Below are 13,646 nucleotides of genomic sequence, written 5' to 3'. Positions count from 1 at the left end.
GAGCGGGACTGGCGAGATCTGGCGCTCAGACCTCGAGCAGTTCGGCTTCCTTGTGCTTGACCAGCTCGTCGACCTGGGCCACGTACTTGGCGGTGGTCTTGTCGAGCTCCTTCTCGGCGCGCCCGACCTCGTCCTCACCCGCTTCGCCATCCTTCTGGATGCGACCGAGTTCGTCCATCGCCTTGCGGCGGACGTTGCGAATCGAGACCTTGGCGTCCTCGCCCTTGCTCTTGGCCATCTTGACCATCTCGCGGCGGCGTTCCTCGGTGAGCTGCGGCACCGAGATGCGCAGGATGTCGCCGTTGTTGGTCGGGTTCACACCCAGGTCGGAGTTGCGGATGGCGTTCTCGATCAGGCCCAGCGAGCTCTGCTCGTAGGGCTTGATCACGACCATGCGCGGCTCGGGCACGGTGATGCTCGAGACCTGGGTGATCGGGGTGAGCGAGCCGTAGTACTCGATCAGCACACGGGTGAACATGCCAGGGTTGGCGCGACCGGTACGGATGCTGCCCAGGTCGTCCTTCGCCACCGTGACGGCCTTGTCCATCTTCTCTTCGGCATCGAAGAGCGCTTCATCAATCACGACCGAATCCTCCACAGCGTCGTCATCGTCATCGTCCGCGGGTGCGGGGTCACGACCGAACCAGGGTGCCGATGGGTTCACCGGCGACCGCGCGGGCAATATTGCCCTTGATCAACAGATTGAACACCAGCATCGGCATCTGGTTGTCCATGCAGAGACTGAAAGCGGTGGCATCGGCCACCTTCAGGCCCTTTTCGATCACTTCCTTGTGGGTGATCTCGGTGAACATGCTCGCATTCGGGTCGACGCGCGGATCGGCGTCGAACACACCGTCGACCGCTTTCGCCATCAGCACCACGTCGGCGCCGATTTCCAGCGCGCGCTGAGCGGCGGTGGTGTCGGTGGAGAAGTAGGGCATGCCCATTCCCGCGCCGAAGATCACGACGCGGCCCTTCTCGAGGTGGCGCTTGGCGCGCAGCGGCAGGTAGGGCTCGGCGACCTGGCCCATGGTGATGGCGGTCTGCACGCGGGTGTCCACACCCTGCTGCTGAAGGAAATCCTGGAGGGCGAGGCTGTTCATCACGGTGCCGAGCATGCCCATATAGTCGGAGCGCGCCCGCTCCATGCCGCGCTCCTCCAGTTCGGCGCCGCGGAAGAAGTTGCCGCCGCCGATCACCACGGCCACCTGCACGCCGGTCTCGACGATCTCGGCGATCTGCTCGGCCACGGTCTGCACGACGTCGGGATCGAGGCCCACCCCGCCACCACCGAACATCTCCCCACCCAGCTTGAGCAGCACCCGGTTGTATCCAGGGCGGTCGTTACCCGGGTCGGTCATGGGTGTCGGTCTCCTTCGGCGAGGTCGAGAGCGGGGCGAGCAGGCGGCATCCATCCTGCCCTATCAGGTTGCGGTCACCCGGAAGTGGGGTCGGTCGATCCATGAGGAAAGCCCCTCCGGTGCGGTATCACACCGCGCCGAAGAGGCTATTCGTGAAGTTCAGGCGGATCAGGCCTGGCCGACCTCGAAACGAGCGAAACGCTTCACGTTCACGCCCGCCTCTTCCAGAAGCGCCTTGACGGTCTTCTTGGAGTCGGTGACGGCGGACTGCTCGAGCAGCACGACGTCCTTGAAGAAGCCGTTGACGCGGCCTTCGGTGATCTTCGCCAGCGCGGCCTCGGGCTTGCCCTCTTCGCGCGCGGTCTCCTCGGCGATGCGACGCTCGTTGTCGACGACATCGGCGGGCACCTCCTCGCGGGTCAGGTACTTGGCCTTGAGCGCGGCGACCTGCATGCCCGCGGCACGCGCGGCGTCGGCAGCGGCGTCGCCGGTGCCTTCGTACTCCACCAGCACGCCGACGGCGGGCGGCAGGTCCGAAGCGCGCTTGTGCAGGTAGGTGGCGACGGGGCCGTCGAAGGACACGACGCGACGCAGTTCCAGCTTCTCGCCGATCTTGGCCGACAGCGCCTGCACGGCGTCGTCAACGGTGCCGTCGGTCAGCTTGAGCGCCTTGAGGGCGTCCAGGTCGGCCGGCTTGGCCGCGGCGGCCGCGGTCACGATGGTGTCGGCCAGCTGCTGGAACTCGGCGTTCTTGGCGACGAAGTCGGTCTCGCAGTTGATCTCGACCATGACGCCGTCCTTGGCGATGACCAGGCCTTCGGCGGTCGCACGCTCGGCGCGCTTGCCGACGTCCTTGGCGCCCTTGATACGCAGCACCTCGACGGCCTTGTCGAAATCGCCGTCGGAGTCGGCCAGCGCGTTCTTGCAGTCCATCATGCCGGAGCCGGTGAGCTCCCGGAGCCGCTTCACATCAGCAGCGGTGTAGTTCGCCATCGGGGGCGAGCCTCCTGTAATTTTTGGCGGCTGGCGCCGCAGGTTTCTCGGCCCTGTGGGCCTCGATCTTCCCTCCCGGCGGGCACTCCTTCGTCGCACCCTCTGGTCAGTCCAGATCGAGGCGGCCGAGAAACCACGGAAAAGACATCTCGGCCGAGGCCATGCACTTACTTGTTCGGGTATTACGCCACCTTGCCGACCACATCTGAATTCAGACGGGTCGGCAAGGTGAACAGTGCGCTACCGGTCAGCTCAGAAGTCGGCCGGGGTGTGCTGTGCCGGGTCGGCCTTGACCTCGGCCTCGGCCTCGGCCGGGGTCTCGACGGCCGGGGCCTCGGTCGCGGCAGCGACATCGGCTTCGGCAGCCGGGGTCGCCGAGGACAGGAGCTCCTGCTCCCATTCGGCCAGCGGCTCGCCTGCGCCGGCTTCGGGCTTCGCGTCGCCGGAAGCCTGGCCCGCGCGGGCCTGCACGCCCTCGGCCACCGCGGAAGCGACGACCTTGGTGAGCAGTGCGGCGGAACGGATCGCGTCGTCGTTACCCGGGATCGGGTAGTCGACCAGGTCGGGGTCGCAGTTGGTATCCAGGATCGCGATGACCGGAATGTTCAGCTTGCGCGCCTCGCCGACGGCGATGTGCTCCTTGTTGGTATCGACGATCCAGATGGCCGAGGGAACCTTGGCCATGTCACGGATACCACCGAGGGTGCGGTCCAGCTTGGTCATCTCACGCGTGAGCATGAGGATTTCCTTCTTGGTACGACCCTCGAAGCCACCGGTCTGCTCCATCGCCTCGAGTTCTTTGAGGCGCTGCAGGCGCTTGTGCACGGTGGAGAAGTTGGTGAGCATGCCACCCAGCCAACGCTGGTTGACGTAGGGCATTCCGACGCGCAGCGCCTCGGAAGCGATCGACTCCTGGGCCTGCTTCTTGGTACCGACGAAGAGGACGGTGCCACCGTGGGCGACAGTCTCCTTGACGAACTCGTAGGCCTTGTCGATGAAGGTCAGCGTCTGCTGCAGGTCGATGATGTAGATGCCGTTGCGGTCGGTGAAGATGAACCGCTTCATCTTCGGGTTCCACCGACGAGTCTGGTGGCCGAAGTGCGCGCCGCTGTCGAGCAGCTGCTTCATAGTTACGACAGGCATAGCCTTCGTATCTCTCTTTCGTTGCCGGTTGTCGCGGTCGATCGGCGATCGACTGCCCTGGCGCCACCGAAACCGCCGGACCCGATTCGAAGAATCCGGGACCAGCCGACGATTTCCCTGTTCATCCGCTGGAGAACTCGCGCTGACATGCCCTCGCGGACCGTCTGCATTGCGAGCGACGACCGGATGGACGAGCACGGGTGGCGCGCGAAGTCGGTCCGTGCTGTGCACACGCATTGGCTGCTGAGCACAAACCGCTTGTTCAGTCTACGCGGAGCAGGGCCAGGTCCGAAATCGCCCCTGCGCAACGACCGCCCATTTCGCGGATGAAGTACGCGATATCCACATGCGGGCAAGTTGTCCACATTCTCGAAGTCGTTGTCCCGGTGGGGTTGTCCGGCGCCCAGAGTTGGGGCATGAACACTTTGACACGCACCCTGATCACGACGTTTCCGCTGCTCTGCGCGGCGGGAATCGCTGCCGCACCGGCCGCGGCACACCCCGAGAGCGGCGCTCCGGGCGCAGTCCGACCTTCCGCCGCCGACGTCGCGCCGACGCTCTCCCCTCACAGTGGATCATCGTCCGTATGCGCCGGAGTGCGCGGGGCTGTCGTCCTGGCCCACCCACCCGAGGGCGTCGGCCAGGTGATTCGCCCGGCGCAGCGTGCGGCCGCGCCCGGCGCTGTGCCGATAGCACCGCCCGTGCCGAATCCTCAGAGCGCGCCGACCTCGCCGGGCAGACCGGCGGCGGACGTAGCCGTCGAAATCAACCTGGGAGCAGCGGTGGCTGTGGAACTCCCGCCGAGGCCGACGCCGGAAGGTGTGCGCAGGAGCGCCGCGCCTGTGCAGCCGCGGGAGCGCCCGTCCGGCCCTGTCTCGTGCGGCCGGGAATCGACCGCGGTTCCGGTGACCGTGCCTCGACGCGAACTCGTTCCCGCACCAGTTCCGGTTCGGGTGACGGTCCACGATCTCGGCTCCGCTCCGGCGCGGCCGCAGGGGATCGATCAGAGTGCGGGGGCTCGGTCGGAGATCGAGATCGTGGTGCGAGCGGGCGGCGGAAGTGGATCAGCGGCCGAACTCCCCGCAGTCCTGCGGGAGATGCTGCGGTCGCTGGCCGGGCAGCAGCGTGTGCCGACACCACGACCTCACCGCTGAGGCCTCGATGTTCGAAAGGTTCCCTGCCGATCGCCCGCGGCCCGACAACACGGCGTGGCCGGGCAGGACCGGTCGCGGTCGGCGGCCGCGCACATCCTCGACGATGCGGCAAGCGGCGCTCCGGACGTGGACGATTCTCGGGAGGGTGCTGGGTGTCGTCTGCCTGGTGGCGATTGTGCTCAGTGGGGCGGTGCCCGCCGAGGCGGCGGAATCGGGGCCGTTCGGTTGGCCGTTGCGGCCGCGGCCGACGGTGGAGCGCCGGTTCGACAAGCCGGAGCGGAATTGGCTGCCGGGGCATCGGGGGGTGGATCTGGCGGGTAGCGCCGGGCAGACGGTGCTGGCGGCGGGGGACGGCATCGTGGTGTTCGCGGGGGAAGTGGCGGGCAAGCCGGTGGTGTCCATCGATCATCCGGGCGGCTTGCGCACCACCTATGAACCGGTGACGGCGAAGGTCGCGGTGGGGAGCCGGGTGGTCAGGGGCACGGCGATCGGCACGCTGGTGGCCGGACACGAGGGGTGTCCGGCCGCCGTGTGCCTGCACTGGGGAGCCCGCCGTGAATCCGGCGCCCACAACCGGCGCGAATACGTCGACCCGCTGGGACTCCTGCACGAGGTGCCGGTCCGGCTGAAACCGTTGGAACCGTGATGTGACGAAACGCTCCGCCACCCCGCCCCCGCGGCAGCCGGTCGCGGACGAGAATCGAGGCGTGTCCGAGAAATCAGCGCCTTTCACCTATCCCGACGTGGGCGCCACCCGCGCCACGATGCCCGACGGGTACCACCGGTTCCGGAATCGACGGCCGATCGGCCACGGCCGCGATCTGTTCGAGCGCGCGGCCGCCCATATTCTCGACTTCGGAATTCAGAAGGGCGTCGGCACCTTTCGCGGCGCCGACACCGAAACCGCGCAGCCCGGAACCGAGTTGACGGTCGTTCTCCGCATCGGGCCACTGAACATCAGTGCGCCCTGCCGCGTCGTCTACGTCCTCGACGAACCCGACCGCCGAGGTTTCGCCTACGGCACCCTGCCGGGGCACCCCGAGGTCGGCGAGGAACTGTTCGCCGTCGAATACGACCCGACCGACGACACCGTCTACGGCCTGATCACCGCCTTCTCCCGGCCGGGCGCCTGGTACGTCCGTCTCGGCGGACCCGTCGCCCGGCTGATCCAGCGCTGGTTCACCCATCGCTACCTGAACACCTTGCCCACCAGCAACTGACGTCGCGGCCCGGCCGGCACGGGTACGGCCATCAGAGCAGCGTGGCCAGCGTGTCGGCTTCGGCGCTCAACCGATCGCGGCGATCGATCGCGCCGAGTCGGTCATATTCAGCTGCCGCGCAACGTCTTTCGTCGATCTCTCGACGGACGATCGCTTCGATCTCGACCTCGGTGAGGTCGCGGCGAACAGCCTCGGCCGCACCGAGGCCGACTGGGCTTTCCTCCATGGCGCCGGCTCGTACGTCAGCGGCATCGATCGCCTCCGCGTTGTCGATCGCCGCCAGCGCCGAACGCAGCGCCGTGACCGCACCGAGGTCGCGGGCCTTCATCGCAGGTTTCAAGGCGGCACGCAGCCGCTCACGCAGGGAAGTCACGTCCACCACACTATTTTCTGAGAACGCCCCCGGTGCCGAGTACGTCGCAGGGCGAGCGCGAGCTACCCGTTGAGCAGTACGGTGACCGCCGCGATGAGGGAGACGGCCGCGACAGCGAGGGTGGTGGTCGCGACGAATCGGTGCGCGGTGCCAGAGCGTCCGCGATCGAGTGCGCGGCCACGCGACCAGCCGACTCCGGACACGAGCAGGGCGACCGCAGCAGCGGCGAAAGGGACCGGCCATGTCGGCCAACCGTCGACAGTCGCCTCGTGCACGAAGAGCAGGGCGCAGCCGGCCGCTCCGAGAGCGGTGCGCCGCCAAGCCAGGGCGGTGCGCTCCATCGCCAGGGTCGGTGCGGTCACGACAGCACGACCGCCACGCAGGCGAGCACGGCGACGATCGCGACACCGGCCGACAACACGGGAACCAGGACCGTTCCGGGCAACGGTCGCCCGGAACGCATCGCGAGATCGACCCGGCGCCAGTGCCGGAAGGCGGCGAGGGCCACGGCCAGCGCCATGATCAGGCAGATCATCGAGATGGCACCGGCGAATCCGGCCAGCCGAGTCGGCTGCACGAGGGTGTGCACCGCGACGCCGCCGGCGAGCAGACCGATCGCGGTCCTGATCCACGCCAGAAACGTCCGCTCGTTAGCGAGGGTGAACCGATAGTCGACCTCTTCCTCGCCGTCGTCCGATTCGGCCCCGACCTCGGGCAACGTCACGACCACCACCTCCTGCCCCCATCATGCGCTACCCCGATCCACCCACCGATGATCCGCATGAGCGCGGCGTCGATCGTGTTGTCGCCGCTGATCTGTGCGGCGACAGCGCGGCGCCGATCGTGCGCACTCCATGACAGGGACGTGTGAGGGTTCCCGGCCGTCCGAGGAACTTCCGGAGCGGCACTGTTCCGGGGAGCCAACTTCCCCAGACCGGACACGAGAATCGGCACGCTGCGGGCCGACCAAGGTCACCTGCCGACGCGGGGAAAGTGTGAACCCGTTTCAAGGCGACCAGTCGCAGGGGGCGGCCCCTGACCGCTCTAGCCAATCGGCCGCGCACGGGGCCTGGCCGAGAACCCACTCGGCACGATCAGCCATCGAAGGCGGCCGGGCCGAAGACCGACTCGACGCGGTCAGGCGCGGGGGTGGGCTTGGTCGTGGACTCGCTTGAGGCGTTCTACGGAGACGTGGGTGTAGAGCTGGGTGGTCGCCATGCTGGCGTGACCGAGGAGTTCCTGGACGACGCGTAGGTCGGCGCCGCCTTCGAGGAGGTGGGTGGCGGCGCTGTGGCGCAGGCCGTGCGGGCCCATGTCGGGAGCGCCGGGGATCGCGGCGATGACGTCGTGGACGACGGCGCGCGCTTGGCGCTGGTCGAGGCGGCGACCACGCTGGCCGAGGAACAAGGCGCGGCCCGAGTTGCTGTTGACCAGCGAGGGACGGCCGGCCCGGAGCCAGGCCTCGAGCGCCGTGTCGGCCGGACCACCGAACGGTACCGAGCGCTCCTTGTTGCCCTTGCCGAGCACCCGCACCAGGCGGCGCTCCCGGTCGATGTCGTCGAGATCGAGACCGCACAGCTCGCTGACACGAATCCCGGTGGCGTACAACAACTCCACCACCAGCCGATCCCGCAGCGCCATCGGATCCTGCTGCGCCGCCCCGGATTCCGCCGCCACCATGGCCTGTTCGGCCTGACCGCGGCCGAGCACCGCGGGCAACACGCGATGGGCTTTCGGAGCCTGCAGGCGCAGCCCCGGGTCGACACCGAGTCGCCCGGTCTCGGTCAGCCACGCGGTGAAAGTCCTTGCCGCCGATGCCCGCCGAGCCAGGGTCGTCCGGGCCACCCCGGCCGCCGCCAGCTCGGCCAACCACGACCGCAGCAGCGGCAGATCCAGCTCCCGCACCGCCGAATCCGCCGACCGCGCGTACAGATGCTCGAGCAGCGACCGAACATCCCCCAGATACGCGCGCACCGTATGTGCCGACCGATTCCGGCCCAACCGCAGATGCCGTCCGAACTCGGTGAGCAACGCGGTCAGGTCATCGGGCAACACATCCATGACCCAACCGTCACCCTTCCCGGTCCCCCACGCAACCCACCACGCCGCCGAGCCGACCGAACGGTCCGCTGCGCCGAACTGCCCGTCTGCGCACCCGTCGCCGCCCTGCCGGCGAAGCACTCAGTTGCCCTACCACTCGACGATCGCCGCGCAGCCGGGACAGACCCTGCGCTCGCCCGGCCCGCCGATGTCCACACGTCACCCTGCTGGGCGCTCACCACGTCAGCTGGCTCGCCGACCGGAGGTCCGAAACCACCCACCGGAATCGCAGCCGACCAGTTCGGCGAGCTCCAGGCTCGGCAGGACCGCTCGAACCGTGGCCAGGTCCAAGCCGGACTGCTGCGACAGTTCGCGAGGTAGACGCGAGCCGATGGTGGGTAGCGCCGCGTAGATCTCAGCTTCAGCACCGCGCAGGTGTCCGGCGAGGTCCGCCGTGCCACCTGCGCTGACGGGGAGACGGAGGGGACCCGCTTCGTCGATGATGTCGTCGGCTCGGGTTACCAGCAGCGCCTCGCCGTCTCTGATCATGCGATGACAGCCTGCCGAGGAGGCCGACCCGACCGGTCCCGGCACAGCCATGGCCGGCCGGCCCAGTCTGCGGGCCCATTTCACGGTGTTGCGAGCGCCACTGCGTAACCCTGCCTCGACCACCAGAACCCCGTCCCCGAGCGTCGCGATCAACCGGTTCCTCGCCAGGAACTGATGTTTCTGCGCCGAGATACCCGGCGGGTATTCGCTGACGACCAGACCACTTTCGGCGATGGCGGCGAGCAGGCGGTCGTGCTGCGCCGGATAGGGACGATCGACACCGCAGGCGAGGACCGCGACGGTGGTTCCACCGACGGCGAGGGCCGCCCGGTGCGCCGCCGCGTCGATGCCGAAGGCCGCTCCGGAGACGATCGTCCAGCCCCGGCCTGCCAGGTCGCACGCGATCTCGCTCGCCACCTGCAACCCGTATCCACTGCTACACCGCGAACCGACTACCGCGACAGCGCGTTCGGACGCGCTGTGGAGCGAGAGGGGACCCCGCGCCCACAGCACCAGCGGCACAGCCGCCTCGCGATCACGCTCGCTGTCGAGCTGATCGAGTCCGAGCATCCGCCAGCCCGGCCATTCCTCGTCGTCGGGAGTGATCACCCGCCCGCCCAGACGCGCGATCGTCTCCAGATCCGCTGCTGCCGAGTCGATCTCACGCCGCATCGCGGTGGGACCACGCAGTGCCGCGGGCAACTCGTGCTCACGGACAGCACGCGCGGCCTCGCACACCCCGACCGAGGCGATCAAGGCCGACAGTGGCGCACACGGCCCCTGCACCACCCGCGACAGGTACACCCAGGCGAGTCGGCGCTCGTCCGGATCACCGTCGAGGTCCACCACCTCGCCGACCGCACGCGATTCGCTCATTGCGCGCCTCGCTGCCGGAAGTTCAACGACGACATCACATCCTGCACGGTGGGCCGCTCCCCTTCGCGCAGATCGCAGACCGTCCAGGCGACCCGGATGGCCCGGTCGGCGCCACGGGCCGACATGCGGCCCAGCCGTAAGGCCGTCTCGATCGGCGCGATCGCTTCCCGCGGCAACGTGAATCGCTTCCGCAGAATGTGGCCCGGCACTTCGGCATTGGTCGCCCACCCGTCCTCGCTCCACCGCTGCGCCGCGCGGGCTCGCGCCCGGGCCACGCGTTCGGCCACCGTGCTGCTGCTCTCGGCCTGTTCGTCGCCGAACGTCGCACCGGCGTGCCCGTGCATCTGGACCCAGATATCGATGCGGTCGAGCAACGGCCCCGACAGTTTGCCCAGGTAGCGGCGCCGTGCCAGTGGCGCGCAGATGCAGTCCACATCGCGTGCCGGAGCACACGGACAGGGATTGGCCGCCAAGACGAGCTGGAAGCGGGCCGGGTACCGGGCAACGCCGTCGCGCCGGGCGATGCGCACTTCCCCCTCTTCGAGCGGAGTCCGCAGTGCCTCCAGGACTTTCGTGCCGATCTCGGCGCATTCGTCGAGGAACAGGACCCCGCGATGGGCCCGGCTGACCGCGCCGGGACCGGCCATGCCGGAACCACCGCCGATCATGGCGGTGACCGATGTCGAATGATGCGGCGCGACAAAGGGAGCCACCGTGAGCAACGGCTGCTCGGCCGACAGCGATCCCGCCATCGAATGGATCGCGGTCACTTCCAGCGACTCCGCTTCCGACAGCGGCGGCAGCAACCCCGGAAGACGTTGTGCCAACATCGTTTTGCCGATTCCGGGCGGCCCGGTGAGCAGCAGATGGTGCCCGCCTGCCGCAGCGACCTCCAGCGCCCAGCGGGCCTCGTCCTGCCCGACGACATCGCTGAGGTCACCGCACGGGACCTGTGTCCCCGGCACGACGCCGTCGGGTTCGAGCAGCCGGCCCTCCCCGCGCAGCCACGCCACCACTGCCCGCAGGCTCGTCGCCCCGAGCACCTCGATTCCCTCGACCAGCCCCGCTTCGGCCACCGCCTCGGCGGGCACGACCACCGTGGGCAGCCCGGCCCGACGGGCCGCGATCACCGCGGGCAGCACCCCGCGCACCCGCCGAACCCGCCCGTCGAGCGCCAATTCCCCCAGCAGCACCGTTTTCACCAGCCGCTCGCCGGGCACCGCCCCGGAGGCGTCGAGCACGGAAACCGCCAGTGCGAGGTCGTAGACGCTGCCCACTTTCGGCAGTGTCGCAGGCGAGAGGGCCAGGATCACCCGGCCGTCCGGCCACTTCTCCCCCGTATTGGCCACCGCCGAACGCACCCGATTGCGCGATTCCTGGAGGGCGGTATCGGGCAGACCGACCAGATTCACCGAGGGCAGACCCTGACCTATATCGGCCTCGATCTCCACGAGCTGCCCGTCGACCCCCGTCACAGCGACCGACAGCGCCCGTCCGAGCGCCATCAGAACGCGCCGGTCAGATGTTCGATGACCGGCCCGCGCCCCCGCGGCATCAGAACCGACACGACGTCGAAGCGGATCCGCCGCCACGGCCCGTCCTGTTCGGCCAGCCACAGCAGCGCCAGCCGGCGGATGCGCTGCTGCTTGCTGAAGGTGACCGACTCGGCCGGAGTTCCGAACCCCAGGCCCGACCGCGTCTTCACCTCGACGAACGCGGTGATCGACGGGTCCTGGGCGATCAGGTCCAGCTCACCGTATCGACACCGCCAATTGCGGGCGACGATCTCCATCCCCGACTCGCACAGATACTGCGCGGCCAGCTTCTCCCCGTACGCCCCGAGCGCCTGTTTGTGTGCCATGAGCGAAAGCATGGCCACAGACGCTCACGTGGCTGTCCCCCGCGACCTGGGCAAACAGAAATCCTGTGGATAACCGCGCCCCTGTGGACAACTACTCCGGCAGGCGCAGGTCCGGCTTCTCCAGCTCCTCGATGTTCACGTCCTTGAACGTGATCACCCGAACGTGCTTGACGAACCGTGCCGGGCGGTACATATCCCACACCCACGCATCGCTCATCCGCACTTCGAAATACACCTCGCCGTCGGCGTTCTGCGGACGCAGCTCGACCGAATTGGCCAGGTAGAAGCGCCGTTCGGTCTCCACGACGTACGAGAACTGGCCGACGATGTCCTTGTACTCGCGGTACAACGACAGTTCCATCTCGGTTTCGTACTTCTCGAGGTCCTCAGCACTCATCGGGTGGGACGTCCTCCTGCTAGCAGCGCCGCGTTCATTGGTGACATCATCGCGCATGTGCCGCGCGAGTAGCCACTCGGCTACCTCCGGGCACCTCGAGCTCGCGCACATTCCGCCAGGAACGGCGGTGTTCTGTGCTCGGTCCGAGCTGCCGCAGGGCGGCGGTGTGCTCGGGCGTGTTGTAGCCCTTGTGCGCGGCGAAACCGTAGCCGGGTAGCTGCGCGTCGAGCTCGACCATCATCCGGTCCCTGGTCACCTTCGCCAGGATGCTCGCGGCCGCGATGCAGGCCGCGGTGCCGTCGCCGCCGATCACCGGCAGTGACGGTGCGGGCAGGCCGGGGACCTTGAATCCGTCGGTCAGGATGTAGCCGGGGGTGCGTTCGAGACCGACCACGGCTCGGCGCATGCCCTCGATATTGGCGACGTGGATCCCGATCGAGTCGATCTCCCACGCAGGTACCACCACGACGCTCCAGGCCAGCGACAACCGCTGAACCACCGGAAACAGCTCCTCACGAGCCGCCTCCGTGAGTTTCTTGGAGTCGTCGAGCCCGGCGAGCTTGTCGTAGGCCTTGGGCGCCAGCAGGCACGCGGCCACCACCAGCGGACCCGCGCAGGGTCCGCGCCCCGCCTCGTCGACACCGGCCACCGGCGCGAGGCCACCGCGCACGAGCGCGGCCTCGAGCGTGCGTAGTCCCGCCGCCCGGCGCATCACCATCCGCGGCGGCCAGCTGGTCCGATCCTGCCCCACAGTTCGATTGTCCCGTCGCGTCAGTTCGACCGGGTGTTCCGGGTGCGTGTTCGCCCCGGAACATCCCTCCTCAACGTGTCAGTTCTCTTGCGCGTTCTGAGTCTTCACTGGGCACAGAACACTCGTCCTCATCGTGTCAGTTCTCTTGCGCGTTCTGGGTCTTCACTGGGCCCATCCGGTTCGGCGGCCAGATCTTGAACACCGTTTTGCCCCGGACGTTGTCCACCGGCACGGTGCCCTGGAGATCGTCGCTGACGTGGGCGCGCGAATCAGCCGACTCGTTGCGGTTGTCGCCCATCACCCACAGATTGCCCTCCGGCACCTTCACCGGGCCGAACACCCGGCCTGCCGGGTACACGGCGTTGGGACGGTCGGTGTACCAGGGGTAGTCCTTCTTGATGTACGGCTCGTCGAGCGGTTTGCCGTCGACCATGACGCGACCCTGCGGATCGCAGCACTGCACGGTTTGCCCGCCGACCGCGATCACGCGCTTGACCAGATCGTTCTCGTCCGGCGGGACCAGCCCGAAATAGGACAGGAAGTTCTGCAGACCGCGCACGACAGTGTTGTCCGAACGCACCGACTTGTAGTGCCCGTTCCACGACGGCGGCCCGACGAACACCACCACGTCGCCCGGTCCGGGTTCGGAGCCGTAATAACTGATCTTCTGGACGTAGATGCGATCCCCGATCAGCAGCGTGTTCTCCATCGACTGCGAGGGGATCACATACGGCCGACCGACGAAAGTCACCATCAGCGCGGCGATCACAGCCGCGATCACGACGAGTATCGGCAGCTCCTGCCAGAACGGGCGCTGCTTCTTGTCGCCGCGCTTTTTTCTGCGCCGCCCGCCTTCGTCGCCCGAATCGGACACCGACACCGACCCACTTTCGTCTGCCACGCCGAACAGAGTAGCCCGGCACCCCGA

At 68.1% G+C, this 13,646-nt stretch carries 17 protein-coding genes; 3 read left to right on the top strand and 14 right to left on the bottom strand.

All coding sequences use genetic code 11. The annotated features are described in order from the left end of the window. Positions 1–25: 25 nt before the first annotated feature. The 4 genes from frr to rpsB all read right to left on the bottom strand — a co-directional run bounded on the left by frr (position 26) and on the right by rpsB (position 3,497). The gene (gene frr / locus ACFTS5_RS00690; RefSeq protein ID WP_101468579.1) at positions 26–583 is read right to left on the bottom strand and encodes a ribosome recycling factor; all 558 of its coding nucleotides are present in this window, start codon (positions 581–583) and stop codon (positions 26–28) included. A 49-nt stretch (positions 584–632) separates the two neighbouring features. Next, the gene (pyrH, locus tag ACFTS5_RS00685; RefSeq protein WP_378607015.1) at positions 633–1,361 is read right to left on the bottom strand and encodes a UMP kinase; all 729 of its coding nucleotides are present in this window, start codon (positions 1,359–1,361) and stop codon (positions 633–635) included. Positions 1,362–1,529: 168 nt separating this feature from the next. Further along, positions 1,530–2,354 (bottom strand): translation elongation factor Ts, encoded by an 825-nt coding sequence (gene tsf / locus ACFTS5_RS00680; protein WP_358105503.1) that lies wholly within the window; start codon positions 2,352–2,354, stop codon positions 1,530–1,532. Between the two features lie 252 nt (positions 2,355–2,606). After that, positions 2,607–3,497, bottom strand: a complete 891-nt coding sequence (gene rpsB, locus ACFTS5_RS00675) for a 30S ribosomal protein S2 (RefSeq protein ID WP_062989975.1) — start codon at positions 3,495–3,497, stop codon at positions 2,607–2,609. Between the two features lie 416 nt (positions 3,498–3,913). Between rpsB and ACFTS5_RS00670 the strand changes: the two genes are divergently transcribed. The 3 genes from ACFTS5_RS00670 (at position 3,914) to ACFTS5_RS00660 (ending at position 5,871) form a co-directional block, all read left to right on the top strand. Further along, positions 3,914–4,651, top strand: a complete 738-nt coding sequence (locus tag ACFTS5_RS00670; protein WP_378626390.1) for a hypothetical protein — start codon at positions 3,914–3,916, stop codon at positions 4,649–4,651. Positions 4,652–4,754: 103 nt separating this feature from the next. Beyond that, positions 4,755–5,297, top strand: coding sequence for a M23 family metallopeptidase (locus ACFTS5_RS00665; RefSeq protein ID WP_378626389.1), 543 nt, complete (start codon positions 4,755–4,757; stop codon positions 5,295–5,297). Positions 5,298–5,358: 61 nt separating this feature from the next. Next, positions 5,359–5,871, top strand: a complete 513-nt coding sequence (locus ACFTS5_RS00660) for a DUF1990 family protein (protein WP_378626388.1) — start codon at positions 5,359–5,361, stop codon at positions 5,869–5,871. A 31-nt stretch (positions 5,872–5,902) separates the two neighbouring features. Here the strand turns inward: ACFTS5_RS00660 and ACFTS5_RS00655 are convergent, their stop codons facing one another. From ACFTS5_RS00655 to lepB, 10 genes are all read right to left on the bottom strand, one after another. Then, complete coding sequence (locus ACFTS5_RS00655) at positions 5,903–6,244, bottom strand: hypothetical protein (protein ID WP_378626386.1); 342 nt, start codon at positions 6,242–6,244, stop codon at positions 5,903–5,905. A 62-nt stretch (positions 6,245–6,306) separates the two neighbouring features. After that, the gene (locus ACFTS5_RS00650; RefSeq protein WP_378626384.1) at positions 6,307–6,606 is read right to left on the bottom strand and encodes a DUF202 domain-containing protein; all 300 of its coding nucleotides are present in this window, start codon (positions 6,604–6,606) and stop codon (positions 6,307–6,309) included. Then, positions 6,603–6,968, bottom strand: a complete 366-nt coding sequence (locus tag ACFTS5_RS00645) for a YidH family protein (protein ID WP_378626383.1) — start codon at positions 6,966–6,968, stop codon at positions 6,603–6,605. The genes ACFTS5_RS00650 and ACFTS5_RS00645 overlap by 4 nt, the downstream gene beginning before the upstream one ends. A gap of 413 nt (positions 6,969–7,381) precedes the next feature. Next, positions 7,382–8,305, bottom strand: coding sequence for a tyrosine recombinase XerC (locus ACFTS5_RS00640; protein WP_378626382.1), 924 nt, complete (start codon positions 8,303–8,305; stop codon positions 7,382–7,384). A 222-nt stretch (positions 8,306–8,527) separates the two neighbouring features. Next, a complete protein-coding gene (gene dprA, locus ACFTS5_RS00635) occupies positions 8,528–9,709 on the bottom strand; it encodes a DNA-processing protein DprA (RefSeq protein ID WP_378626381.1) in 1,182 nt (393 codons plus the stop codon). Next, the gene (locus ACFTS5_RS00630) at positions 9,706–11,214 is read right to left on the bottom strand and encodes a YifB family Mg chelatase-like AAA ATPase (RefSeq protein ID WP_378626380.1); all 1,509 of its coding nucleotides are present in this window, start codon (positions 11,212–11,214) and stop codon (positions 9,706–9,708) included. The genes dprA and ACFTS5_RS00630 overlap by 4 nt, the downstream gene beginning before the upstream one ends. Beyond that, entirely contained in the window at positions 11,214–11,570 is a 357-nt protein-coding gene (locus ACFTS5_RS00625) for a YraN family protein (protein WP_378626379.1), read from the bottom strand. The genes ACFTS5_RS00630 and ACFTS5_RS00625 overlap by 1 nt, the downstream gene beginning before the upstream one ends. 91 nt (positions 11,571–11,661) lie before the next feature. Beyond that, positions 11,662–11,967: a DUF2469 domain-containing protein gene (locus ACFTS5_RS00620; protein WP_011210678.1), complete on the bottom strand. Its 306-nt coding sequence runs from the start codon at positions 11,965–11,967 to the stop codon at positions 11,662–11,664. A gap of 46 nt (positions 11,968–12,013) precedes the next feature. Beyond that, entirely contained in the window at positions 12,014–12,718 is a 705-nt protein-coding gene (locus tag ACFTS5_RS00615; protein ID WP_378626378.1) for a ribonuclease HII, read from the bottom strand. 136 nt (positions 12,719–12,854) lie between these two features. Beyond that, the gene (gene lepB / locus ACFTS5_RS00610; protein ID WP_378626377.1) at positions 12,855–13,619 is read right to left on the bottom strand and encodes a signal peptidase I; all 765 of its coding nucleotides are present in this window, start codon (positions 13,617–13,619) and stop codon (positions 12,855–12,857) included. Positions 13,620–13,646 lie beyond the last annotated feature (27 nt).

Origin of the sequence: Nocardia sp. NPDC056952 (assembly GCF_042674185.1) — a bacterium.
In the GTDB taxonomy this organism is placed as follows: domain Bacteria; phylum Actinomycetota; class Actinomycetes; order Mycobacteriales; family Mycobacteriaceae; genus Nocardia.
This window is presented reverse-complemented; position numbering and strand designations above follow the sequence as displayed.

Coding starts and splice junctions, on each gene's coding strand:
- pyrH (WP_378607015.1), bottom strand. CDS start 1,361: ATGACCGACCCGGGTAACGACCGCCCTGGATACAACCGGGTGCTGCTC.
- tsf (WP_358105503.1), bottom strand. CDS start 2,354: ATGGCGAACTACACCGCTGCTGATGTGAAGCGGCTCCGGGAGCTCACC.
- rpsB (WP_062989975.1), bottom strand. CDS start 3,497: ATGCCTGTCGTAACTATGAAGCAGCTGCTCGACAGCGGCGCGCACTTC.
- ACFTS5_RS00670 (WP_378626390.1), top strand. CDS start 3,914: ATGAACACTTTGACACGCACCCTGATCACGACGTTTCCGCTGCTCTGC.
- ACFTS5_RS00665 (WP_378626389.1), top strand. CDS start 4,755: ATGCGGCAAGCGGCGCTCCGGACGTGGACGATTCTCGGGAGGGTGCTG.
- ACFTS5_RS00640 (WP_378626382.1), bottom strand. CDS start 8,305: ATGGATGTGTTGCCCGATGACCTGACCGCGTTGCTCACCGAGTTCGGA.
- dprA (WP_378626381.1), bottom strand. CDS start 9,709: ATGAGCGAATCGCGTGCGGTCGGCGAGGTGGTGGACCTCGACGGTGAT.
- ACFTS5_RS00630 (WP_378626380.1), bottom strand. CDS start 11,214: ATGGCGCTCGGACGGGCGCTGTCGGTCGCTGTGACGGGGGTCGACGGG.
- ACFTS5_RS00625 (WP_378626379.1), bottom strand. CDS start 11,570: ATGGCACACAAACAGGCGCTCGGGGCGTACGGGGAGAAGCTGGCCGCG.
- ACFTS5_RS00620 (WP_011210678.1), bottom strand. CDS start 11,967: ATGAGTGCTGAGGACCTCGAGAAGTACGAAACCGAGATGGAACTGTCG.